At 62.9% G+C, this 22,740-nt stretch carries 20 protein-coding genes and 1 pseudogene; 7 read left to right on the forward strand and 14 right to left on the reverse strand.

Annotation, left to right across the window (positions count from 1 at the left end; all coding sequences use genetic code 11):
* The 3 genes and pseudogenes from D769_RS32635 to fliL form a co-directional block, all read right to left on the reverse strand.
* A pseudogene (locus D769_RS32635) lies at positions 1-128 on the reverse strand (flagellar motor switch protein FliN); the annotation flags it as partial.
* Positions 121-1,131, reverse strand: coding sequence for a flagellar motor switch protein FliM (gene fliM, locus D769_RS08835; protein WP_008644139.1), 1,011 nt, complete (start codon positions 1,129-1,131; stop codon positions 121-123). The gene fliM and the pseudogene D769_RS32635, both read right to left, overlap by 8 nt.
* Before the next feature lie 146 nt (positions 1,132-1,277).
* Entirely contained in the window at positions 1,278-1,766 is a 489-nt protein-coding gene (fliL, locus tag D769_RS08840; RefSeq protein WP_008644140.1) for a flagellar basal body-associated protein FliL, read from the reverse strand.
* A gap of 448 nt (positions 1,767-2,214) precedes the next feature.
* Between fliL and D769_RS08845 the strand changes: the two genes are divergently transcribed.
* Complete coding sequence (locus D769_RS08845) at positions 2,215-4,806, forward strand: bifunctional aconitate hydratase 2/2-methylisocitrate dehydratase (protein WP_008644141.1); 2,592 nt, start codon at positions 2,215-2,217, stop codon at positions 4,804-4,806.
* Between the two features lie 257 nt (positions 4,807-5,063).
* Here D769_RS08845 and D769_RS08850 read toward each other — a convergent pair whose 3' ends face one another.
* Positions 5,064-6,107 (reverse strand): AraC family transcriptional regulator, encoded by a 1,044-nt coding sequence (locus D769_RS08850; protein WP_008644142.1) that lies wholly within the window; start codon positions 6,105-6,107, stop codon positions 5,064-5,066.
* Positions 6,108-6,393: 286 nt separating this feature from the next.
* Between D769_RS08850 and D769_RS08855 the strand changes: the two genes are divergently transcribed.
* Positions 6,394-7,386, forward strand: a complete 993-nt coding sequence (locus D769_RS08855) for a tripartite tricarboxylate transporter substrate binding protein (RefSeq protein WP_008644148.1) — start codon at positions 6,394-6,396, stop codon at positions 7,384-7,386.
* 54 nt (positions 7,387-7,440) lie between these two features.
* Here the strand turns inward: D769_RS08855 and D769_RS08860 are convergent, their stop codons facing one another.
* Positions 7,441-8,010 carry an alpha/beta fold hydrolase gene (locus D769_RS08860; RefSeq protein ID WP_008644150.1) on the reverse strand — a complete coding sequence of 190 codons (570 nt, stop codon included), beginning with the start codon at positions 8,008-8,010 and terminating at the stop codon, positions 7,441-7,443.
* 27 nt (positions 8,011-8,037) lie between these two features.
* Entirely contained in the window at positions 8,038-8,883 is an 846-nt protein-coding gene (locus tag D769_RS08865) for a TauD/TfdA family dioxygenase (protein ID WP_008644152.1), read from the reverse strand.
* Positions 8,884-9,083: 200 nt separating this feature from the next.
* Here D769_RS08865 and D769_RS08870 point away from each other — a divergent pair, with 200 nt between their 5' ends.
* Together D769_RS08870 and D769_RS08875 are read left to right on the forward strand one after the other, a co-directional pair.
* A complete protein-coding gene (locus D769_RS08870) occupies positions 9,084-10,019 on the forward strand; it encodes a 3-keto-5-aminohexanoate cleavage protein (RefSeq protein WP_008644153.1) in 936 nt (311 codons plus the stop codon).
* Between the two features lie 61 nt (positions 10,020-10,080).
* Positions 10,081-10,827: a glucose 1-dehydrogenase gene (locus D769_RS08875; protein WP_008644154.1), complete on the forward strand. Its 747-nt coding sequence runs from the start codon at positions 10,081-10,083 to the stop codon at positions 10,825-10,827.
* A gap of 86 nt (positions 10,828-10,913) precedes the next feature.
* Here D769_RS08875 and D769_RS08880 read toward each other — a convergent pair whose 3' ends face one another.
* From D769_RS08880 to D769_RS08900, 5 genes are all read right to left on the reverse strand, one after another.
* Entirely contained in the window at positions 10,914-11,672 is a 759-nt protein-coding gene (locus D769_RS08880) for an SDR family oxidoreductase (RefSeq protein WP_008644165.1), read from the reverse strand.
* Between the two features lie 113 nt (positions 11,673-11,785).
* Positions 11,786-12,946, reverse strand: a complete 1,161-nt coding sequence (locus D769_RS08885; protein ID WP_040010955.1) for a porin — start codon at positions 12,944-12,946, stop codon at positions 11,786-11,788.
* Between the two features lie 309 nt (positions 12,947-13,255).
* Positions 13,256-14,248 carry a tripartite tricarboxylate transporter substrate binding protein gene (locus D769_RS08890; RefSeq protein WP_008644169.1) on the reverse strand — a complete coding sequence of 331 codons (993 nt, stop codon included), beginning with the start codon at positions 14,246-14,248 and terminating at the stop codon, positions 13,256-13,258.
* A 121-nt stretch (positions 14,249-14,369) separates the two neighbouring features.
* The gene (locus tag D769_RS08895; protein ID WP_008644170.1) at positions 14,370-15,437 is read right to left on the reverse strand and encodes a 3-keto-5-aminohexanoate cleavage protein; all 1,068 of its coding nucleotides are present in this window, start codon (positions 15,435-15,437) and stop codon (positions 14,370-14,372) included.
* 72 nt (positions 15,438-15,509) lie between these two features.
* Positions 15,510-16,490, reverse strand: coding sequence for a quinone oxidoreductase (locus tag D769_RS08900; RefSeq protein ID WP_008644173.1), 981 nt, complete (start codon positions 16,488-16,490; stop codon positions 15,510-15,512).
* A gap of 331 nt (positions 16,491-16,821) precedes the next feature.
* Here D769_RS08900 and dbpA point away from each other — a divergent pair, with 331 nt between their 5' ends.
* A complete protein-coding gene (gene dbpA / locus D769_RS08905) occupies positions 16,822-18,225 on the forward strand; it encodes an ATP-dependent RNA helicase DbpA (RefSeq protein ID WP_035884102.1) in 1,404 nt (467 codons plus the stop codon).
* 277 nt (positions 18,226-18,502) lie between these two features.
* Here the strand turns inward: dbpA and D769_RS08910 are convergent, their stop codons facing one another.
* Positions 18,503-19,861: a serine hydrolase gene (locus tag D769_RS08910; RefSeq protein WP_008644175.1), complete on the reverse strand. Its 1,359-nt coding sequence runs from the start codon at positions 19,859-19,861 to the stop codon at positions 18,503-18,505.
* A gap of 286 nt (positions 19,862-20,147) precedes the next feature.
* Between D769_RS08910 and D769_RS08915 the strand changes: the two genes are divergently transcribed.
* Positions 20,148-21,152, forward strand: a complete 1,005-nt coding sequence (locus tag D769_RS08915; protein ID WP_008644176.1) for a dienelactone hydrolase family protein — start codon at positions 20,148-20,150, stop codon at positions 21,150-21,152.
* Between the two features lie 155 nt (positions 21,153-21,307).
* Here the strand turns inward: D769_RS08915 and D769_RS08920 are convergent, their stop codons facing one another.
* Together D769_RS08920 and D769_RS30640 are read right to left on the reverse strand one after the other, a co-directional pair.
* The gene (locus tag D769_RS08920; protein ID WP_008644177.1) at positions 21,308-21,649 is read right to left on the reverse strand and encodes a hypothetical protein; all 342 of its coding nucleotides are present in this window, start codon (positions 21,647-21,649) and stop codon (positions 21,308-21,310) included.
* Positions 21,650-21,813: 164 nt separating this feature from the next.
* Positions 21,814-22,293: a polyhydroxyalkanoate granule-associated phasin gene (locus D769_RS30640; protein WP_008644178.1), complete on the reverse strand. Its 480-nt coding sequence runs from the start codon at positions 22,291-22,293 to the stop codon at positions 21,814-21,816.
* Between the two features lie 208 nt (positions 22,294-22,501).
* Between D769_RS30640 and D769_RS08930 the strand changes: the two genes are divergently transcribed.
* Positions 22,502-22,740, forward strand: a 239-nt coding sequence (locus D769_RS08930; RefSeq protein ID WP_008644179.1) for a LysR family transcriptional regulator, incomplete at its 3' end; no start/stop codon positions are given.

The following is a 22,740-nucleotide window of genomic DNA, read 5'->3' on the forward strand; positions in this document are numbered from 1 at the left end:
GTCGGTGCGGCAGCGCTGGGCGCCGGCGCGGCAGCGGACGTTGCCTGCTCGGCGCTGGTCTGCTCCGCGAGGGCGCTGGCCCAGTCGTCCATTGGATCGACCGGCTTGTCCTGGGTGCCGTCAGTCATGATCGGTTTCCTTGTTGGAATCGCTGTCTTGGTAATTGAGCATCCGTTCCACGCGCAGCGCGTACTGGCCGTTCATGGTGCCGAAGCCGCACTGCATGACGGGCACGCCGTTCACCTTGCCGAAGATGTGTTCCGGCAGTTCGATCGGCAACACGTCGCCTTCGCGCATGGCCAGAACCTCGGCCACGGTGCTGCGCAGGTGCGTGAATTCGGCCACCAGTTCCACTTCGGCGGCACGTAGCTGGTTGGAGAGCTGGCCGAGCCAGCGCTTGTCCACCTCGACCTCGTCCTGCAGCGGGTTCATCAGCAGATCGCGCAGTGGCTCGATCATCGAGAACGGGATGCAGATATGAAGCTGCCCGCCCACGGCGCCCAGTTCGATGTGGAACGCGGTGGTAACCACGGCATCGTTCGGGCCGGCGACGTTGGCGAACTTCGTGTGCATCTCCGAGCGGACATAGTCGAACTCGATTGGATGCACGGTGCGCCAGGCCTGGCCGTAGCTGGAAAGCGTGAGGTCGAGCATGCGGCGGATGATGCGCTGCTCGGTCTGCGTAAAGTCGCGGCCTTCCACACGGGTGTGGAAGCGGCCATCGCCGCCGAACAGGTTGTCGACGACGAGAAACACCAGGTTCGGGTCGTACACGAATAGCGCGGTGCCCCGCAGCGGCTTCATGTGGACCAGGTTCAGGTTGGTCGGGACCGGCAGGTTGCGCACGAAATCGCCGTACTTCTCGATCCGCACGGTGCCAACCGAGATGTCGGCGCCGCGGCGGATGAAGTTGAACAGCGCGGTGCGCAGGGCGCGGGCAAAACGCTCGTTGATGATCTCGAGCGTATGCAGGCGGCCCCGGACGATGCGCTCCTGGGTGGCCAGGTTGTACGGACGCACGCCGCCATCGTCGGCGACGGGCACGCTTGCCACCGGCGCATCGGATTCGCCCGATACGCCTTTCAGTAGTTCGTCTACCTCGTCCTGCGAGAGGAACTTGTCGTAGGCCATCTAGTGTCCTGCCCCGTGAACGGCTTTAAGGATGAAACGGTCCATGGCCGGCTTCAGGCGGCGCGCGCGATGCGGCGGCAGAGGTGAAGTTCGGCGGGCAGTTTCATATCGGATTTGGTTCAGGGTTCGCGAGGCAGGCACACGGCTTACTGCACCACGAACGATGTAAACAAGACGTCCAGGATCTTCTGGGGCGGCAGGCCTGCGGCAAACGGCTGGCTGATGGTCGCCTGGATGTCGCGTGCGAGCTTCTGCTTGCCCTCGACGGTGGCGAGATCGGCTGGCTGGCGTGCCGACAGCAGCAGCAGGATGCGGCTGCGCGCTTCGGGCAGGTACTGCGACAGGCGTGCCTGGGTGTCGCTGTCCGCCACCTTCAGAGACAGGCCGGTGTGCAGGAAACGGTCACCATCCTCGCTCTTGAGGTTCACGGTGAACGCATCCAGCGGCACGAAGATCGGCGGCGGCACCACCGGGGCAGCAGGAGCCGCCGGTTGGCGGCTGCCACCGATGATGTTGCCCAGCACGAAGCCGCCAACGCCCAGCGCCACCACCAGCACACCGCCGCCGATCAGCAGGAGCCGGCCGCGCTTGCTCGAGGTGCCACCGGTCTGGGAGGGGGAAAGCGTGTTCGCCATGAGATGCCTGTGTCGGAATGCCTGCATTCTTCCCGAATTGCAGGCAAGCAAAGGGCCGATAAAAAGGGGGAATCCCGCTCAGCTTGGCCGTTTGAGCTGGGCGGACGTCGGGCGCACGGGTGCATAGGAGCGCCATTTGCGCCTCCTTGCTGGTTAACGAATGTGATGAGCGGAACTTAAGACCAGCACGGCGGCCGAGTCACCGGGTCCGTGCTTGCGGTACCGTGTGACCGGATGGGGTTCCCGTAAAGTGCTTGCGGAGGCAGATGATTCGCACTTTGATAAGTAATTGATCTGTAAAGGTTTGCCCGCCTCAACTCTTATATAAGATATAAGACATTTGATCTGGCGGGGACTTCGGTCTACAATCACGCGCAACTGGCCGCCTCGCGCGCCAGTCCCCACAGAGACGGCAGTACCGTTACAACCCTATTACCAGCAGGTTCCTATGCTTGATACCTATCGCGCCCATGTCGCCGAACGCGCCGCGCTTGGCATTCCCCCTCTGCCTCTGACCGCCAAGCAGACCGCCGACCTGATCGAACTGATCAAGAACCCCCCGGCGGGCGAGGAGCAGGCGCTGCTGGACCTGATCACCTATCGCGTGCCTGCAGGCGTGGATGACGCCGCCAAGGTCAAGGCCTCGTACCTGGCCGCCGTGGCCCTGGGTTCGGAAAAGACCCCGCTGATCTCGCGCGCCCGCGCTACCGAACTGCTCGGCACGATGCTGGGCGGCTACAACATCTCGCCGCTGATCGAGCTGCTGGACGATGCCGAAGTGGGCACCGTGGCCGCCGAGGCGCTGAAGAAGACGCTGCTGATGTTCGACGCCTTCCACGACGTGAAGGAAAAGGCGGACAAGGGCAACGCCAATGCCAAGGCCGTGCTGCAAAGCTGGGCCGACGCCGAATGGTTCACGAGCCGTCCGGAACTGCCGCAATCGCTGACGATCACCGTGTTCAAGGTGCCGGGCGAAACCAACACCGACGACCTGTCGCCGGCCCCTGACGCCACCACGCGCCCGGACATCCCGATGCACGCGCTGGCCATGCTGAAGAACAAGCGCGAAGGCGCTGCGTTCCAGCCGGAAGAAGACGGCAAGCGTGGCCCGGTCAAGTTCATCGAGTCGCTGAAGGACAAGGGCCACCTGGTGGCCTACGTCGGCGACGTGGTCGGTACCGGCTCCAGCCGCAAGTCGGCCACCAACTCGGTGCTGTGGTTCACCGGCGAAGACATCCCGTTCGTGCCGAACAAGCGTTTCGGTGGCGTGTGCCTGGGCAGCAAGATTGCTCCGATCTTCTACAACACGATGGAAGACGCCGGCGCGCTGCCGATCGAACTCGACGTGTCGAAGATGGAAATGGGCGACGTGGTGGAACTGCGTCCCTACGAAGGCAAGGCCCTGAAGAACGGCGAAGTCATCGCTGAATTCAAGGTGAAGTCGGACGTGCTGTTCGACGAAGTGCGCGCCGGTGGCCGTATTCCGCTGATCATCGGCCGTGGCCTGACCGCCAAGGCCCGCGAGTCGCTGGGCCTGGCCCCGTCGACGCTGTTCCGCCTGCCGCAGAACCCGGTCGACACCGGCAAGGGTTTCACGCTGGCCCAGAAGATGGTCGGCCGCGCCTGCGGCCTGGCCGAAGGCAAGGGCATCCGCCCGGGCACGTACTGCGAACCGAAGATGACCTCGGTGGGCTCGCAGGACACCACCGGCCCGATGACCCGCGACGAGCTGAAGGATCTGGCTTGCCTGGGCTTCTCGGCCGACCTCGTGATGCAGTCGTTCTGCCACACCGCCGCTTATCCGAAGCCGGTGGACGTGAAGACGCACCACACGCTGCCGCAGTTCATCAGCACCCGTGGCGGTATCTCGCTGCGTCCGGGCGACGGCGTGATTCACTCGTGGCTGAACCGCATGCTGCTGCCCGACACCGTGGGCACCGGCGGCGACTCGCACACCCGCTTCCCGATCGGTATCAGCTTCCCGGCCGGTTCGGGCCTGGTCGCCTTTGCCGCTGCCACCGGCGTGATGCCGCTGGACATGCCGGAATCGGTGCTGGTCCGCTTCAAGGGCAAGATGCAGCCCGGCGTGACGCTGCGTGACCTGGTCAACGCCATTCCGCTGTACGCGATCAAGCAGGGTCTGCTGACCGTGGCCAAGCAAGGCAAGCAGAACATCTTCTCGGGCCGTATCCTCGAAATCGAAGGTCTGCCCGACCTGAAGGTGGAACAGGCCTTCGAACTGTCCGACGCCTCCGCCGAGCGTTCGGCCGCTGGTTGCTCGGTGCGCCTGAACAAGGAACCGATCATCGAATACATCAACAGCAACATCACGCTGCTGAAGTGGATGATCGCCGAAGGCTACCAGGACCCGCGCAGCCTGCAGCGCCGTATCAAGGCCATGGAAGCATGGCTGGCCGATCCGAAGCTGCTGGAGCCGGACACCGACGCCGAGTACGCCGCCGTGATCGAAATCGATCTGGCCGACGTGCACGAGCCGATCGTGGCCTGCCCGAACGACCCGGACGACGTGAAGACGCTGTCCGACGTGGCTGGCGCCAAGATCGACGAAGTGTTCATCGGTTCGTGCATGACCAACATCGGCCACTTCCGTGCCGCTTCGAAGCTGCTGGAAGGCAAGCGCGACATCCCCGTGAAGCTGTGGGTTGCCCCGCCGACCAAGATGGACCAGAAGCAGCTGACCGAGGAAGGCCACTATGGCGTGTTCGGCACGGCTGGCGCGCGTACCGAAATGCCGGGTTGCTCGCTGTGCATGGGTAACCAGGCACAGGTGCGCGAAGGCGCGACGGTGATGTCGACCTCGACGCGTAACTTCCCGAACCGTCTGGGCAAGAACACGAACGTGTATCTCGGTTCCGCTGAACTGGCTGCCATCTGCTCGCGCCTGGGTCGTATCCCGAACAAGGAAGAGTACATGGCCGACATGGGCGTGCTGAACGCCAACGGCGACAAGATCTACAAGTACATGAACTTCGACCAGATCGAAGACTTCAAGGAAGTTGCGGACACGGTGTCGATCTAAGTGTCGATGTTCCTCGGCGGCGACGCCGAGGAACGAACTGAAGTCCGATGAACCCCGCGTGCGCGTGAAGCGCCCGCGGGGTTTTTTCATGGGTGATTGCGCAAGCCCGGTCAGGATTGCCTGATGGCTGCCGCGTGTGACTGTCGTTGGGTGGATGGACCGGCAGGAAGGAGACCGGCAGGAAGGAGATCGGCCGGATCGTGCTGGCTAGTGGCTGATGCTCCGATCGCCACTTACGCGATCAGCGGCAGCCAGCATCACGCATTGCTCGCTGGCGCGGCTGCGGTCTGCCGGCGTGCGGTGCCATTCGCGGCCCGGCTCTCCTTGGGGCTGCAACCGAACTGCACGTGATACCAGCGCGAGAATCCGCTCGGCGCGGAAAAGCCGAGGAGGGTCGCCACCTCGGTCAATGGACGATCGCTCTCTATGACGTGACGCGTCGCGAGTTCCGTGCGGATCTCATTGACCATCGACGAGAAGCTCTGCCCCCGCTCGGCCAGCCGGCGCTGGACCGTGCGGCACACGACGCCGAGGTGATCGGCGACCTGCTCGGCGCTGCAGCGGCCACTGGGCAACAGCAGGAGGATGGTGCGCCGCACGTCCTCGAGCATCGTCGCCTGTTGCATGACGGCCGACTCGTCTATCAGTTGCTGTGCGTAGCGCGCCATGGCCGGATCGGCCCACGGGTTGCGTGCATCGAGATCGGCCTTCGCGCAGATGATGCCGTTGAAGTCACAATCAAATTCGACATGAGGACCGAAGAACCGGTGGTGCGTGCTCAGGTCGCGCGGCGCGGGATGTTCCAGGCACACGCGTTGTGGCTGCCAGTCTGCCTTGATGAGCTGACGTATCAACCGCACCATGACCCCAAGCGCCAATTCAACCCGTTGGCGAGTTGGCTGATGGGCGTTGCCGGCGATCAGCACCTCGCGAATGATGACCCGTCCGCCGCAATCCTCGACCGCCAGCGACTGCGCGCCGTTGAGCAACGGTTGATAGCGCATCAGCAAGGTGAGGGAGTCACGCAGCGTCGCCTGGTCGCGGATCAGCATGCCGACCGCACCGAGATTGGACAGCAGGCGCGACTCGGCCATGGCCAACCCGAAACTCTCGTTGCCCGACATGGTTGCAGAGGTCTGCAGCAGGCGTCCGTAACGCTCGACCGGAATCATGAGATCCGGTTCGCGCAGCACGCTCGGACTGATTCCCGCGTCCATCATCATCCGCACCGGATCGAGTCCGGCGGCACGAGCGACCTCGCTGTAGTTGGTGAGGGCTGCGGCCCGGACAAGTAACGACATCGGGAACTGACCATAGAAAGACAGCCCATGATAGACAGCGGCAATGGGTTGTCAAGCGGGAGGAATCCCCGAGCTTCAGGCGCGGCAGCAAGGTTGTTTGCGCTGCATTCGCCTCATCGGCGATTCCCTGTTTCCGCGCTGCCATGGCTGTCGCCAAAGGCCAAATCACGACGCGATAGGCAAAGCGGGAAGGGGGGGAGGGCGGGATGATTCGCTTCGGGAAGTCCTTGAGCAATCGTCACAGCGATGGCGATGACGCCCCCCGTCCGATAGAAAGGAGCCCCCGATGATACGGATCACCCGCGGTGCCCGCCAGGCCATGGCGCTTGCACTCGTCCTTGGTTCTGCGCTGCCGGCCATGGAAGCGGCCCGGGCCGCTGACTGGCCCACCAAGCCTGTGCGGATACTCGTGGGCGCTCCCCCGGGTGGTACGGCGGATATCGTGGCACGCCTCGTTGCCCGCGAGTTGCAGGCCTCGCTTGGCCAACCGGTCATCGTCGACTACAAGGCGGGCGCGGGGGGCACCATCGCCGTCCAGACCATGCTGGCTTCGCCGCGAGACGGCTACACGTTCCTCTTGATCCAGAAGGGGATCGCATCCGAGGTGCCTCTTGCCATCAAGGTGTCATACGACCCGTTCAAGGACATCGTCCCGATTGCTCAGCTTACGCAATATGGTCTCGTTCTCGTCGGGAATCCCAACCTGCCCGCGAAAAATCTCGGTGAGTTGGTCAGGTACGTGAAGTCGAAGCCGGGCAAATTCGACTATGCGAACTTTGGCGTTGGCACGCGTGGTCAGACGATGGGTGTGCAGTTCAATCGCGTTGCCGGGCTCGATGCCGGCACCGTGAGCTACAAGGGCTCACCGGCCGCACTGCAGGATGTGATGGGTGGACAGGTGCCGCTCATGTTCGACGGTCCGGCGACTTCGCTGCCATTCATCAAGGCGGGGAAGCTCAGGGCCTATGCGGTGGCGTCGCCCAGGCGAATGGCCGCACTGCCTGACGTTCCGACCTTTACCGAGTCGGGATATCCAGACCTGCAGGACGTGAGCTGGATGGGGATCTGGTCCGCTCAAGGCGTGCCGCCAGCCGTGATTGCGAAAATGCGCGACGCGACGCTCAAAGTGACGCAATCTCCGACGCTCCGGCCAAGGCTCGAGGACATGGGTATGGAGCCCGGTTCGCCGGCTACCACCGATGAGCTTCTCAAGGATGTGCGTGAGTCCTACGAGCGCCAGGGCGCGTTGCTGCGCACCATCCACTTCAAGCCGGACTGATGGTGAATCGACGGTGAGTCGCGGCGCTGGTTGCCAGCGCCGCGATGCGTTGACTCAGAGTTGCTGAACCAGTTCTTCCGCTAGCGGCCATGTGCCAAAGCCATCCACAGGTCCGAGATGCCCGACTTCCCCGGCGTCGATGCAACGACTGCCCCACGCCTGCGCCAGTTCCTGGATTCGCTCGAATTTTCCGAGCGGATCATTGCGGCTTGCGACCACGATGCTCGGGAATTTCAACTGTCGGCGTGGGATCGGGGTCCAGCCTTCCTTTTCCAACGTCAGCGGATCGGTGTATCCGGGCGGCAAGGGGTTGTCAAAGTCGGCCGGCGCAGCAAGCAGCGCGCCCTGCACGGCGCACTTCGTCTCCTGTGCCCAGTGAACGGTAATCAGGCAGCCCACGCTATGCGCGACGAGGATGACCGGCCCTGGGATGTCGCTGACGACACGCTCGAGGTTCTCCACTCTCGCGCGGCGCAACCTCTTGTCGTGATCGATCTGCGGCACGATGCGCACCGCCCGCCCCTGCTGCTGCAGGCGCTCCGCAAGCAGCGACTGCCAGTGTTCCGGCATGTGATCGCGAAAGCCGGGAACGATCACGACCGTTGGCTGATTTCCGGATGTCATGGAATGCCCTTTTCTCTGTCTTCCAGCTCAGTACGGGATATCACCGACAATGCCGGCGCGTTCCATCTTGCGCGGTGCCGGATAGTAGTCGTTGACGGCGTAGTGCTGCGTGCTGCGGTTGTCCCACACCGCGACGTCACCCTCCTGCCAGGCCCAGCGCACCTGGTATTCCGGAATGGTGGCGCGGCTGGTCAGGTAGTTGAGCAGCAGCGAGGCGCCAGGCGATTTGTCGATGCCATGGCGCACGTTGGCTGGTGTGCTGTAGTTGGTGAAGTGCGTTGTGAACGAGGCGCCGACGAACAGGATTTTCTCCCCGGTCTCCGGATGGATGCGCACCACAGGATGCTCTACCGGTGGATGATCCTGCGCCAGCTTCGCGCGGTTCTCCGGTGTCATTACCGCCCCGAAGCTGTGTTCGATGCTGGCCCTCGCGCGCAAGCCGTCGATCTTCGACTTGATCTCATCGGGGAGTTCCTCGTACGCCTTCACCATGTTCACCCAGATGGTGTCGCCACCGATCTCGGGACATTCGAGGCAGCGCAGGACAGCCCCCATGGCCGGGTTGGGACGCCACAGACCGTCGCAGTGATAGCTGTTCTCGAAGCTGTGCGGGTTGTCGCTACGGTAGACCTTCACCAGACCCGGGTAGTCCGGAACACTGCCAACCACGGGATGGTCTTCCAGCTTGCCGAAGCTGCTGGCGAAGGCCACGTGGTCTGCGCGCGTGATTTCCTGCTTGCGAAAGAAGAGGGCCCGGTGCTTGAGCAGCGCCGCGCGGATCTCGGCGAAGACTGCCGGATCGCGCGCCGCCTCGCCGATGTTGACGCCGGAAATCTCGGCCCCGATGGCAGGGGTGATTTGCCTGATCTTCATTTCCATGTCTCCTGCTGTCTTGTAAGTGCCTGACAACGAGTATCTGGTGTTCCAGGCATCCATGCTTACTTCGGCAGGACATTCACTTTCCAATTCGCGACATTCCGGCCGTAGCAGCGGCCTGCGAAGGTCAAGTTCCGTAGCATGCGACATCGCACCGGGCAGTTCATTTTCGAGTGGAATAACGGAGGGCATCCACCATGGCAGCACCACAGAGCAAGGTGATCGTCACCTGCGCCGTGACAGGCAGTATTCACACCCCCACAATGTCGCCTTATCTCCCCATCACCGCGAGGGAGATCGAAGACGAGGCCGTTGCCGCGGCGGAGGCTGGCGCGGCCATCGTCCATCTCCATGCGCGAAACCCGGAGAATGGCCAGCCATCGCAAGACCCGGCCCTCTTTCGTGCGTTTCTCCCACGGATCGCGGCCCGTTCGGACGTCGTGATCAACCTCACGACTGGTGGCGCCCCCAACATGTCGGTGGAAGAACGCTTGCAGCCGGCGCTGCAACTCAAGCCCGAGGTTGCCTCGTTGAACATGGGGTCCATGAACTTCGGCCTCTATCCGATGCTCGCCCGGCACGCGACGTTCAAGCACGACTGGGAACGTCCGTACCTCGAAGGCTCCGAGGACCGCGTGTTCCGTAACACGTTCAAGGAAATCCGCTACATCCTCGAATCCTGCGCCGACAACGGCACACGCTTCGAGATCGAGTGCTACGACACGAGCCACCTCTACACGGCCGCGCACTTCATTGATCGCGGCATCCTCAAGCCGCCTTTCTTCATCCAGTCCGTGTTCGGCCTGTTGGGCGGCATCGGCACGCACGCCGACGATGTCATGCACATGCGCCGCACCGCGGAGCGCCTGTTCGGCAAGGACTACTACTGGTCCGTGCTCGGCGCCGGTCGCAGCCAGATGCCGATTGCGTCGATGGCGGCGGCCATGGGCGGAAACGTCCGTGTTGGCCTGGAGGATTCGCTCTGGGAGGACCGCGGCAAGCTGTCCACCAGTAACGCCGAGCAGGTCAAACGCGTGGTTGGCATTCTGAAATCCCTGAACCTCGAAGTTGCGTCGCCGGACGAGGCCCGCGACATGTTGCAGCTTAAGGGCCGCGATGCCGTCGCGTTCTGACCGGCCGATCTTCCCCAAGGGTTCACGAATAGTTTCTCCTGTCTTATCCAAGGAAACGCTCATGTCTCATCCTGTTGTCTTGATCACCGGCGCGACCGCCGGCATCGGCCGTGCGACGGCGCTTGCCTTTGCAGCCAAAGGCGCGCGACTGGTCTGTTCCGGGCGGAATGCCGCAGCCGGAGACGTTCTCATCTCCGAACTTCGGGAGATGGGCGCGGAAGCGGACTTCCTGGCGGCCGATGTCAGCCGCGAGGACGATGTCATGCGTCTTGTCGGTCATGCCGTCGAGCGCTTTGGCTGCCTCGATATCGCAGTGAACAGTGCCGGGACGGAAGGCACACCGGGATCGATCGTCGAGCAGACCGTCCAGTCGTACGCGACGACGTTCGATGCGAACGTTCTTGGGACGTTCCTTTGCATGAAGCACGAGCTGAAAGCGATGATCGCGCAACAGCGCGGAGTCGTTGTCAATCTGTCATCCACGATGGGCAGTCGTGGCAATCCGCGCAATCCGATGTATGTGGCGAGCAAGCACGCGATCGAGGGCCTGACCAAGTCCGCGGCCCTCGATGTCATCCAGGCGAATGTCCGCGTCAACGCCGTGGCGCCGGGCCCGATTGAAACGGCCATGCTCGGGCGCATTGCCGGTGGCGCGGATCGGCTTGCCTCCGTCGCCGCGACGATCCCTGCCGGGCGCGTTGGCACCCCGGAAGAGGTTGCCGATGCGATTCTGTTCCTGGCATCCGATCAATCGACGTACATCACGGGGCAGATCCTTCATGTGAACGGCGGGAAGACCGCCGGGTAGTCGGGGACGTCCCGGGGCGCGGTCAAGGGCCCCGGAACGCCGGGGCTTCGGCACGCGCTGCAGCGATCAGTAGCGATCAGTAGCGATCAGTACCGGATGGTGCCGGGGCTCCCGCCAGCGACAGAAATGGCATCGCCATTGATCGCCACACTCACTGGCGATGCAAGGAATGCCACGACGGCCGCAACCTCACGGGCTTCAATGATGCGGCCCAGCGAGGTCCTTGCCGCGGCCCAGGCCTCGAATGCCGCGTCGGATGTCTCCGTCCGTGTCGCTCCGGGATGGACCGCCGTGACATTGATGCCCTTCGGCCCGAGTTCATCCGCCAGATTCTTGGTGATCGCAGCCACGCCGACGTTGCGCAGCGTGGCAATGGGGCGGCCGGTGCGATAGATCGCCAGGCCACCAATGTTCACGATCCGCCCCCAGCCATTGGCGATCAGGTGTGGCGCGAGCGCTCGCGCGGTGCGCAGATAGCCAATCACCTTGATGTCGATATCTTCAATGGCTTGCGCATCGTCGATTTCATCGAGCCGTGAGGCCGATGAGATTCCTCCAGGCAATGCCGCGGCGTTGACCAGGATGTCAATGCCGCCCAAGGCGGCGATCGCCTGCTTCACCATGCTATCCACGGACACCTTGCTGGAAGTGTCCACGGTGAGTGGCACGATCCGTTTTCCTGTCAGCGTCGCCAGCTCGGCAGCCGTCGCTTCCAACGCCGCGCGTCCACGGGCTGCCACTACCACGTCGACGCCTTCCTGCGCGAGCTGGAGTGCAATCGCCTTGCCGATCCCCCGGCTGCCACCAGTGACTATCGCTCGTTTGTCTTTCAGACCAAGATCCATGGTTCGCTCTCTCCAGTATGCGGACAACGTCAGTGAAGCCGGAAGTCGCCTCAAGTCGCATCAGGTCACCTCAAGTCACCTCAAGTCACCTCAAGGCGCTTCCGGCCGAACGCTCAGAACACGTGTCGAATCCCCAATGCCGCGCCGAACATGGATTTCTGTCCGTTGGCCAGCGCATAGGAATTGCCCAACGCCAGGCTGGTCGCGAAGCCGCTCGCTGCCGATTCCATCGCCAGGCCGGCGTTCCTGCTGTATGCCGTGGTCAGATACACGTCGGTTCGCTTGGAGAAAGCATAGTCTGCGATCAGGGCAATCTGCCAGGGGTTGGCCACGCTGTTGTTGCCTCCCAGGTTCTTCACGTTCTGATAGTCATACTCGAGCGTGAAATCCAGCGCCGACGAGAAGCGGTATTGGCCACCAATCCAGTAGAAGTCATCGCGCAGGATCGTCGTGCCGCTTGGATCCTTGTTCTGCCCCCATCGGTAGCCACCCATCAGTTTCGCCGTATCGTTGAACGCGTAGCTGGCCATGACAACGGCCTTCTTGAACGTGCCATTGCCCGTGCCGATGGTCGGATTCCACTGGTCGTAGCCAATACCCAGCCCGACCGGCCCAGCCAGATAGCTCAAGGCGGCACCATAGGCCGAATCGCGGCGGAACTGGCCCGGTACTTCACCGGCGCCACCCGCCGTCGGCACCGTGGGGTAGGTGGACGGCAGTGTCGTGCCAACCCCGAACGACCAGTCCGCCTGCGCGGTGAAGGGGCCGAACGTCCCGGAGTACTTGACCGTGTTGTCCTGGCGGAAGTTGGCTCCCGCCACCACACCCGTCGGCTCATACTGCGTGGCATATCGCGCCGGGACGAAGTTGGCCATGGTGGAGAAAATCGATTGGTACTGCCGGCCGAACGTGAACACACCGAAGCGTGTGTCGAGGCCCACGAAGGCCTGGCGCCCAAACATGCGTCCACCCTGTTGCAGCGTGCCGGTATCGGCATTGAAGCCGTTTTCCAGCACGAAGATCGACTTCAGGCCGCCCCCGAGGTCTTCGACGCCGCGAAGACCCCAACGCGATCCGGAGTAGCCGCCAGAGTTCTCGCGAAACACCGTCTGGGGCGGGCCGGGGTTGTAGCCGTTACCTGCCTGCGGCACGGCCCCGACGTGGTTGACGTACTCCACGTTCACATCGACCACACCGTACAAAGTCACGCTCGATTGCGCGTTGGCCGCACCACACGCACAAGCGGCAGCCAGGGCAAAAAGTCTCTTGTTCACCAGCATTCCTCCACGTTCATTGTTTTGGTTTCCAGGCTGGTGACGCGCGGGCGCCACCGGCCTGGAACGTTGCCAGGTCCGAATCGAAGTCCGGTTCCCTTTTTTGCGCAGAACCCGCGCGTTTATCCATGGACGAGCACGGCTCTCGCCCTTTGTGTGAGCGATGGCGTTCGTCCTGTCTTGCGCTTGGATTTGCAGTAGGGCTACGGGCAAGGCAGATCAACGGCTTGCCCCGCTTTGCGTCGAGATTTCAACTGGCGGTCGACGCAAGACGCCGGGCACCGTGGGCGCCTGGCGGTGGTTCATCCACTAGTCGATCTGAATCCCCGCATCGGTGGCGATCTTCGACCAGACATCGAGGTCGTGGCTGACCGTCTCGCCGAATTGCACCGATGTCTTCACAGGCGGGGGACCAAAGTTCATGGCCTTCATCGTGGCTGCGAGATCTGGGGATGCCTGGGCCTTGTTGACCTCATCGGACAACCGCTTCACGATCGCCGGGTTGGTTCCTGCCGGTGCGAACATGCCGAACCAGCCCACTGCGTCGAACGCGTAGCCTTGTTCCCCCATGGTCTTGACGTCCGGTAGCTGCGGCGCACGAACGTTGCCGGCAATGGCAATGGCGCGGACCTTTCCGGAGCGCAGGAATGGGACTGGCGCGCCCGGGTCTGTCCAACCGATCTTCACGATTCCCGAGGTCAGGTCGGTCAGCAACTGGGTCGAAGTCCGATACGGGACGTGATCGGTCTTCATGCCGGTCTGCTTCTTGAGCCATTCCATCATCAACTGGCCTGACGATCCCGTGGCCCAGGTTGCGTAGCTGTACTTGTCCGGATTCGATTTGAGCAACTGGATGAGTTCCGGCAGGCTATGGACCGGCAGGTCGTTACTCACCAGCAGTACCACGCCACCCGAGGCTGTCTCGGCGATGGGTACGAGGCTCTTCTTGGGGTTGTAGGGGATGGTCTTCAGGACGGCCGGGGCAACGACCATGTTCGATGCCGTGGTGTAGAGGATCGTGTATCCGTCAGCAGGCGCCTTGACGACAGCGTTGGTCCCGATGACGCCACTGCCGCCTGGCCGGTTATCGACAACGACAGGTTGCTTCAGCGCGATCGACAGACGTTGCGCCATCAGGCGCGCCAGGGCATCGACTCCGGACCCCGCCGACGACGCCACGACCATCTGAATCGGGCGCGAGGGCCAGACGTCCTCAGCCAGTGCCTGCGCTGAAGCGCACAGCGCCAGAAGCGCCGCAGCACCCAGCACGACCGCAGTCGGCTTTTGCATGCGTAATGCCATTGTCTACCTCCATGTACTTGGTCTCTTGACGGTCGCTCAACCGATGCTTGAGGTCGATGCGTGAGGTCGACGCCAGCCCCCTTGGGGGGCAGGGGCTGGCGTCCGGCCCGCCGGGCTGACTTCAGGACGGCAAGTTCTCCTGCTTGCGCAGGAAACCCTGGTTGGCGCCGTTACGATTCGGCGAGAAGCCATTGGCCTGAAGCGTCTCTTCCACGGTGTCGTAGAAGACCCCAAGCTTGAGGATTTCCCGTGTCTGCTTGGCTGTGGCGATGGGGCGACCAAACTCGCGGGAGATGCGTACCAACTGCTTGATTTGCTCGACCGAGCTCATCTTTCCAGTGCGGGACTGGTTCCAGAGCACGTCCTCGATGCCGCACCGAACGTGCAGGCCCAGCGCGATGCCAATCATATTGATGGGCAGCACGTTCAATACCGAGCTCTCCACCGTTACCACGGCGCCGTCCGGCACGGCACGCAGCATATTTGCCAGGTTGAAGATGTTCGCCTGATCCATGCCACCACTGATGGCCACCCAGTTCATCACCAGCGGCCCCTTGTAGACGCCGCGGCGAATCATTCGCTCGATCGTTTCGAAGCTATTGATGTTGTAGCACTGGAACTCGCTCTGGATGCCGGCAGCGGTCAGACGCCGGATGTGCTCCTCGGCCCAGCTTGGGTTCGAGGGCACGACCATGTCCTTGTAGGTCTTGTAGAGGTGCGGAAAACCGCGCGAGACACCCTTGAAGTCGTCGAGGCCGGCGTGTTCCGTCACGTTCATCTGTGAAGTGTTGACGGTGACGGTCACCTGGTCTGGCTTCGGGTCGAGTTCGGCGAGCATGTGTCGCGTGTCATCGCTGAGCCATTTGGCGTCCTGGCCCTCTTCCGGCGCGAAGCTGATGGAGCCGCCCACCTGGATCACCATATCCGGCACAGCGGCGCGCACGCCGGCGATCAGCTCGTTGAACATGGACAGACGCTTGCTGCCCTTGCCGTTGGCCTCGCGCACGTGCAGATGCAGCACTCTGGCGCCGGCTTCGTAGCAGTCCACCGCCTTCTGGATCTGTTCTTCCATGGTGACCGGAATGTCTTCCGGGAAATCTTCGGGAATCCAGCCCGGCGCATACGGTGCGGCGGTGATGATCAGCGGCTGCTGGTTCTCGGGGTACAGGTGGCCGTCAAGGAAATGCATGGTGATGGGTCTCCGGATGAATGATGAATAGCGGGGATGGCGAACGGGATGCTCCCCAGGGAAGGGCAACCGTCAGATGGCGAAAATGGACGAACCGACAATCTTGCGAGCCTCAAGGTCGCGATGCGCCTGCACGGCATCCTCCAGCGCGTAGCGGCGATTGATGTCGATGCGAATGCGGCCTGCGGCCACGTGGCCGAACAGCTCATCGACCAGCGCCGCCTTCTCGGCGGGATCGGCGATGTAGTCGGCCAGGGCCGGTCGCGTCAGATACGCAGAGCCCTTGCGGGCCAGAATTGCCGGGTCAAATGCCGGAACGGCTCCGGAGGCGAAGCCCACGCATACCAGCAGGCCACGGCGCTTGAGTGAGTCCAGCGACGACATAAAGGTGTCCTTGCCCACGCTGTCGAAGACCACGGACACGCCTGCGCCATCCGTCAGTTCCCGCACACGACTGGCCACGTCTTCATGGCTGTAGTTGATGGTGTGGTCGCAGCCATGGGCGCGCGCCACTTCGGCCTTGGCATCGGTGGAAACCGTTCCGATGACGGTCAGCCCCAGCAATTTGGCCCATTGCGAGAGGATCAGGCCGGCACCACCCGCGGCCGCATGGAGCAGGATGGTGTCGCCCGCCTTGAAGGGGTAGATCCGGCGCATCAGGTACGCGGCTGACAATCCCCGCATGGTCATGGCTGCCGCGACTTCGCAACTGATCGCTGCCGGCAGCTTGATCAGCGGGTCGGCGGAGATCAATCGCTCGGTACTGTAGGCGCCCAGCGTGGGTGTAAAGCCCGTGTAGGTCACGCGGTCGCCGGCGGCAAGATGCGTGACGCCGCTACCTACCGCCTCGATCACGCCGGCGGCTTCGTTGCCAATGCTGCTGGGCAGGGGAACCTTGTAGAGACCGCTGCGAAAGTAGGTGTCGGCAAAGTTCAGACCGACGGCCACGTGACGGACACGGACCTCGCCCGGTCCCGGCTCACCAACCGTGGCGTTCTCAAAACGAAGGACGTCGGGGCCGCCCGTTTCATAAATCCTGACGACTTTCGCCATGTGGTCTCCTGTCTGCTGTCGAATATGGAGGTCCACCTGCGGCGTGGGGATCGAGCGCGTCAGATGGACAACCTGTGTGGTGAATCATCTGATCTGGCCCAACTTTCCGCTTTTCCGTGCATGTCTTGAACTTTCCCTTTTGCGACAGGGATATGGCTGGTGTGGTCACGTTGGGGGAATCGGCTCGCGGGCGCGCCGCCGCCGTATTCGCCCCCGTCAACGTTGAGCGTGCCGGTCGCGGCGATGGTCTGGCATGTGCCGATTGCGTCATGCCGTCAGGCCGCTGAGCAGGGAAGGCGTGCAAGACGCGGCCGCGCATCTATAATCCGGCATGACTTCTTCAGCCCCTACCTCATTCGCCACGCTGCCGCTGTCCGCGGCCATGCAGGCTACCCTCGTCCAGCTTGGCTACGACGCCATGACGCCGATCCAGGCCGCCAGCCTGCCGCTCGCGCTGGCTGGTCACGACCTCATCGCCCAGGCCCGCACCGGCAGCGGCAAGACTGCGGCGTTCGGGCTCGCCCTGCTGCATCGTCTCGATCCGCGTCCGCTCGACGTACAGGCGCTGGTGCTCTGTCCCACGCGTGAACTGGCCGATCAGGTCACACAGGAGATCCGTCGTCTCGCCCGCGCCGAAGACAACGTCAAGGTGCTGACGCTCAGCGGCGGCTCGCCGATCCGGCCGCAGGTGGAGAGCCTTGCTCACGGCGCGCACGTTGTCGTAGGCACGCCGGGCCGCATCATCGATCACCTCGATCGCGGAAGCCTGAATATCGATGCGATCAACACGCTGGTGCTCGATGAAGCTGATCGCATGCTCGATATGGGCTTTCACGACGACATCGCATTTATCGCCAGCCACGCACCGAAGGACCGGCAGACGCTGCTGTTCTCGGCCACCTATCCGGCCGCCATCGACAAGCTCGCCCATCGCTTCCTGCGCCAGCCGAAGACGGTGAAGGTGGAAGAGGCGCACGACGCGGCCACCATCACCCAACGCTTCTACGAGGTGGAGGAGGGCGATCGGCTCAACGCCGTCGGCCGATTGCTCGACCATTTCCGCCCGGCTACCACTCTGGCCTTCTGCAATACGAAGGCGCGCTGCCGCGATCTGGCCGACCTGCTGCGCGCGCAGGGCTATGCCGCGCTTGAACTGCACGGCGACCTCGAACAGCGCGATCGCGACCAGGTGCTGGTGCAGTTTGCCAACCGGAGCTGCTCGGTGCTGGTCGCCACCGACGTGGCCGCGCGCGGGCTCGACATCGCGCAGCTGGAAGCCGTGATCAACGTGGACGTGACACCCGACCCCGAGGTCCATGTCCACCGCGTCGGCCGTACCGGGCGCGCTGGCGAGGCAGGCTCGGCCTTCAGCCTCGTCAGCCTGGATGAAATGGGTCGCGTCGGCAACATCGAGCAGCACCAGGGCGGCGAGTTCGAATGGCACGCGCTTGAAGAACTGACGCCGTCAGGCGGCGGGCGCCTGCTGCCACCTATGGTCACGCTGCAGATGCTGGGCGGGCGCAAGGAGAAGATCCGGCCCGGCGACATCCTCGGCGCGCTGACCGGAGAGGCCGGCTTCACAAAGGAGCAGATCGGCAAGATCAGCGTGATGGAGATGTCGACCTATATCGCCGTGGACCGCGCCATCGGACGCGAGGCGGTGAAGCGGCTGAACGAAGGCAAGGTGAAGGGCCGCAAGGTGAGAGTGCGAATGCTGACGACCGATCAGCGGTAACTCGGCTGAGCCATCCCAGCGAGCCTGGCGCAGCGGTGATCAGGATAGGTGCGACTGATCCGATCGCAAACGCCAGGTCACCGGCGCTACCGTCACCACAAGGTCGCCACGCCGGGGTTCGAGGGCCGGTCTTGCTGCACCTGACCCCGTGATCCGGTGGGCTTAGAGGCACGATCAAAGTGATTCTGGCGTCGTTGCGCGGCCTTGCCGTACTACATGTACTGTCTGCGGCCGCGCGCCTAGCCAGAACCGCTTCGCTTCTTTTTGATAGCGCCTCTTAGTGCGGTATGGCCCCGTAGACGGCCCGGATTGCGGCGATAAAAGCTGTCGATGATTCCAGCGATCCATTGCGTGCCGCCACAGTCTTGCCCGCTTCTGCCGAAGCGCCGCGAGGCGCTGAATCAGGACTCGAAGAGAATTTCACTACGCTCAGTTCCTTTTTCGGATTGATGTAGATCTTCTGCCCGAACCGGCCGCTCGCCTCCACGGAGCCATCGCCGTCGTTCACCTGATACCAGTAGTCACCATATGCGTAACCCGGCCGGCTAGCCGCGAGGCGGCCCTTGGCGAACCCGGCCTGGTTTCCGCGCGGGCGCAATGCCGCACGGACAGCCTGAACGGGAATGCCCGCGTCGGCATCCCCGGCCTGCGCGCGCCGGACTGCGTCGGCAAAACGGGCCGCATCGCGCAAGGTCGTGCTCAGGCCACCGCTTGCCATTTCTGTTCCGAGTGAGTCGACCTGAATATAAGCGTCGTCCTGGGCCAGCTTCGACCAGACCGTTTCCTGCGCCAGTTCCGCCCACGATTTGCCAGAGATTCGGCGCATCGCCCATGCAACAGCTTCCGGCGATCCGTTCTGGTAGAACCAGTAGTCTCCCGTTACAGCCCCCTTGTCGGTGGAGACGGTCTTGAGGAAATCGTAGATATTGTCCGGCGCACCCGCGCGGCGCGGGATGATTCCAACCGCGCCGAACAACCCCAGATCGGGCGGAAGCTCTGGCGAATACGCGACGGGCACTTCCATGTCGAGGTTCTGCGCGAGCGTGGCGTCGCCGAATGGATTGCCCGCCAACTCGGGCACATAGGTGGCCAGCCTTGCTTCGGGGTCAAACTTGCCATCGACAATCAGCATGGCCGCCATCAGGCCCGTGAGCGATTTGGTCATCGACGCCCAGATGTGCGGCTGAGCGGGTCCGAAGCCATCCAGATACCGTTCGAAGACAATCTGCCCCTTGTGCAGCACGATGAAGCCATCGGTGTGGGTGTCCCGAAGGTAATCGGACAATTTGACTGCCTGTCCTTCCACATTGAATTGCAGGTTATCGAGACCTGCTGCCGGCCGCTCCGACAGCGTCATTGGCGTTGAAGCGTGCCGAACTCCCGCCGTCGGCGAGGTCTCGCGCGCATGACGGAAGGCCCAGCGCATATATGGTGGCTGGAATGCGTTGGTCTTGGTCACACGCATGGCTGGAGACGGCGGAAAGCCCTCCATGACACCGACGTCCTTCCGGTCGTTGCTCTGGTCGCGGCCCAGCGACTGTGCCGCGACCCCGCCCGTCACGGCGAGCAGCGCTATCGTGGCGATTGCCCTGCACTTACGCTGCCAATGAATGCGGTGGCGAGGCACGGTGTCCATTCTTTCTCCTTTGCAAAGCGTGCTTCGGAGTATGAAAGCGAGGATTCTGTCTCACAAGAAACCGAGGGGCATCGAGTCATAACTGATGGGAATCCCCTGCGGTCCGGATTCAAGCGTCATTTCGTTTCAGGAAATGCCCCGCTTGCCAGGCTGGAAGAATCGTTTAGCAGATGGACATCGTGCTACCTAGACTATCTGGGGGGCAATACTCCGCGTGTGAATGGGTGCTCACAGTAAGGCACAAGAAAACACAAGAAGGCACAAGAACGCAAAAGAAGGGGGTGCCATGAAATCCGCAATTTCCTATCTGGCTGCCCAATTCTGCTTGCTCTTCACACTCGGGTGTCTGTCACCCGGCGGACTGGCGCAAGTCGCTCGGACCGAGGTCATTCCCGTACCGACTGTCACGATGTCGGACCAGGAATTTCTGGCCGGTGTCGAGGGCGGTCGACCTGCAACGATTGCGGGCGAACTTCGGCTCCCCAAGGCCGGGGCGGACCGGCTCCCACTGGTGATTCTGCTGCATGGCTCAGGCGGTATCGGTAGTTCAGTGACCGACTGGGAGCAGGATCTTCTGGGGATGGGCGTCGCGACGTTTGTCCTGGACAGCTTTTCTGCCCGTGGCATCACCAGCACGATCAACGACCAGACCCTGCTACCTCGCCTGGCGCAAATGGAAGACGCCTTTCGCGCGCTCGCGATTCTTTCAAGACATCCGCGTATCGACCCGACGAGAATCATGCTCGTGGGGTTTTCGCGAGGCGGGCAGAATGCGCTCTATGCAAGCCTGAAACGGTTTCACCGATTGCACGCATCACCCGGCACCGAGTTCGCGGCCTACGTCGCCTTTTATCCCGACTGCTCCTATACGTATCGCGACGACGATGACCTTGTGGCAAAGCCGTTAAGAATTCTCCAGGGCAGCGCGGATAACTACGACCCGGTTGGCCCGTGCCGCGCATATGTCGATCGGCTAAAGGCGAAGGGTAACGATGCGATGTTGATCGAGTATCCAAAGGCCAATCACGCCTTTGATTCGCGGGCGCTCGCGTCGGCCGTGCAGCTTCCGCGCGCGCAAACAACGCGGCATTGCAGCACGGTGGAGTTGGAGAATGGGTTGCTGGTCAACGCACAAACCAGCAAGCCTTTTACCTACGATGACCCGTGTGTCGAACGGGGCGTGACTATCGCCTATGACGAGCAGGCAGCAAGGGCGGCAAGGCAGGTGCTTCACGAATTGGTGATCGCGGTGCTTAAACCTGGTGTCGTCGCAACGGCAACGCGTCCATGATCGTTGTGGCAGTTGCCACGGAGGTGCGGTTGGACAGACGGCGCGGACGCGCTGAAGTGGTGCGGCTGTCGTCGGCCCGTCACCTGAGGCAGAACGCCCGGTGCGGCCTTTCGGCCGCACCGGGCGAGTTCATTGCGTCAAATGAGGGTTGAGGGCTACTTGTCGGAGTCGGACTTGGCGCCGTCCACGAAGGGGTCGAACTTGCCGGTGCGCGCGCCGTCGGTGTACGGGTCATACTTGCCCGCCTTCGCGCCCTCGGTGTACGGGTCGGCCTTCTGGTCCGGCACCAGATAGGATTGCGCCGACGTGTTCGCGCCCTGGGTGTAGGGATCGAACTTGTCGCCGGCCCTGGCGCCGTCGGTGTACGGGTTGTACTGGTCCGACTTCGCGCCTTGCGTGTAGGGGTCGAACTGCTTCTTGTCCTGGGCATGTGCCATCGGCGCGGCCACCACGGCCGCCGTGGCAACAATCAGGCTGGTGAGGAGGATCTTGCGCATAGTCGCCTCGCGAGATGGGCGCGAATCACTTGCCTGGCCGGGTGCGCCCAGAATGCCATCGGGCAGGCGGCATGACGCGGAGGTCAGTCCCTTGCAGCATAGTCGTTACAACGAAGAACGACGATCTCCGCGTGATGTCGCCGGAACGAATCTGCAACCGTTGGTTACGTCGATGACGCGGCCTTACCTTTGCGAGGATGTGGCGTCTCGCGGATGGACGATGCAGGAACGTCTTCCACCTCGCCCTTCGGTGCTGTGGCAGGCATATCGGTGAGGGCCGCTGGCATCAGTGACAACGGTGTTGGCAGCACCGGCAGTCCGAACATGTGACCCCAGGCATCCATCCATGCGCGCTGCGTGGAGGCCGTCAGTTCGATCATGGCCGTGGCGTAGCGCAGCGGGATCGACAGGAACGGGATCTGGCACGACCATTCGCGCACGTAAAAGTCCTCGGGGTCCTGCGGCACGAAGCACGATGCCCAGTCGAACTGGACTTCCTCGAACATCGAACGTGTGAAGTCGGCATTGAGGCCCATGAACTTGTGCCAGCCCTCCATTGCGGTGTGATCGAACGACGTCAAGGCCTGGAACGAGAATGTCGGCATCGGCCACAACGTTGCGGCAGCCGGTGGGGTGCTTTGCATGGTGGAAGCTCCGTTTGGGTACACGTGGTGATCAATAGCGTGGCAAGCGAGGACTGTGCCTGCCATCCGCCAGATGACGGTGCATGTGCGATGACGGTAGCGTCACCGCGCTGCACGGCGAGGACGATGTCGACATGCTCGACCATCGTGCCCGCCCGGTCAACCCGCGTACAGGGCACAATACCGGGGGCTTGTGACAGGAGAGGAAATGGAACTGCGGCAGTTGCGCTACTTCGTGCATGTGGTGGAGCTTGGCAGCATGGGACAGGCGGCCCAGCGGCTTGGCGTCGTCACGTCCGCGTTGAGCCAGCAGATCAGTCGCCTCGAGAGCGAGCTATCCACGCGGCTGCTGCAGCGCACGTCGAGCGGCGTGGTGCCGACCGACGCGGGCCTGGCCTTCTGGCGTCAGGCGCAACTGGCGCTGCGCCACGCGGACGATGCTGCGCG

Origin of the sequence: Cupriavidus sp. HMR-1 (assembly GCF_000319775.1) — a bacterium.
GTDB lineage: Bacteria > Pseudomonadota > Gammaproteobacteria > Burkholderiales > Burkholderiaceae > Cupriavidus > Cupriavidus metallidurans.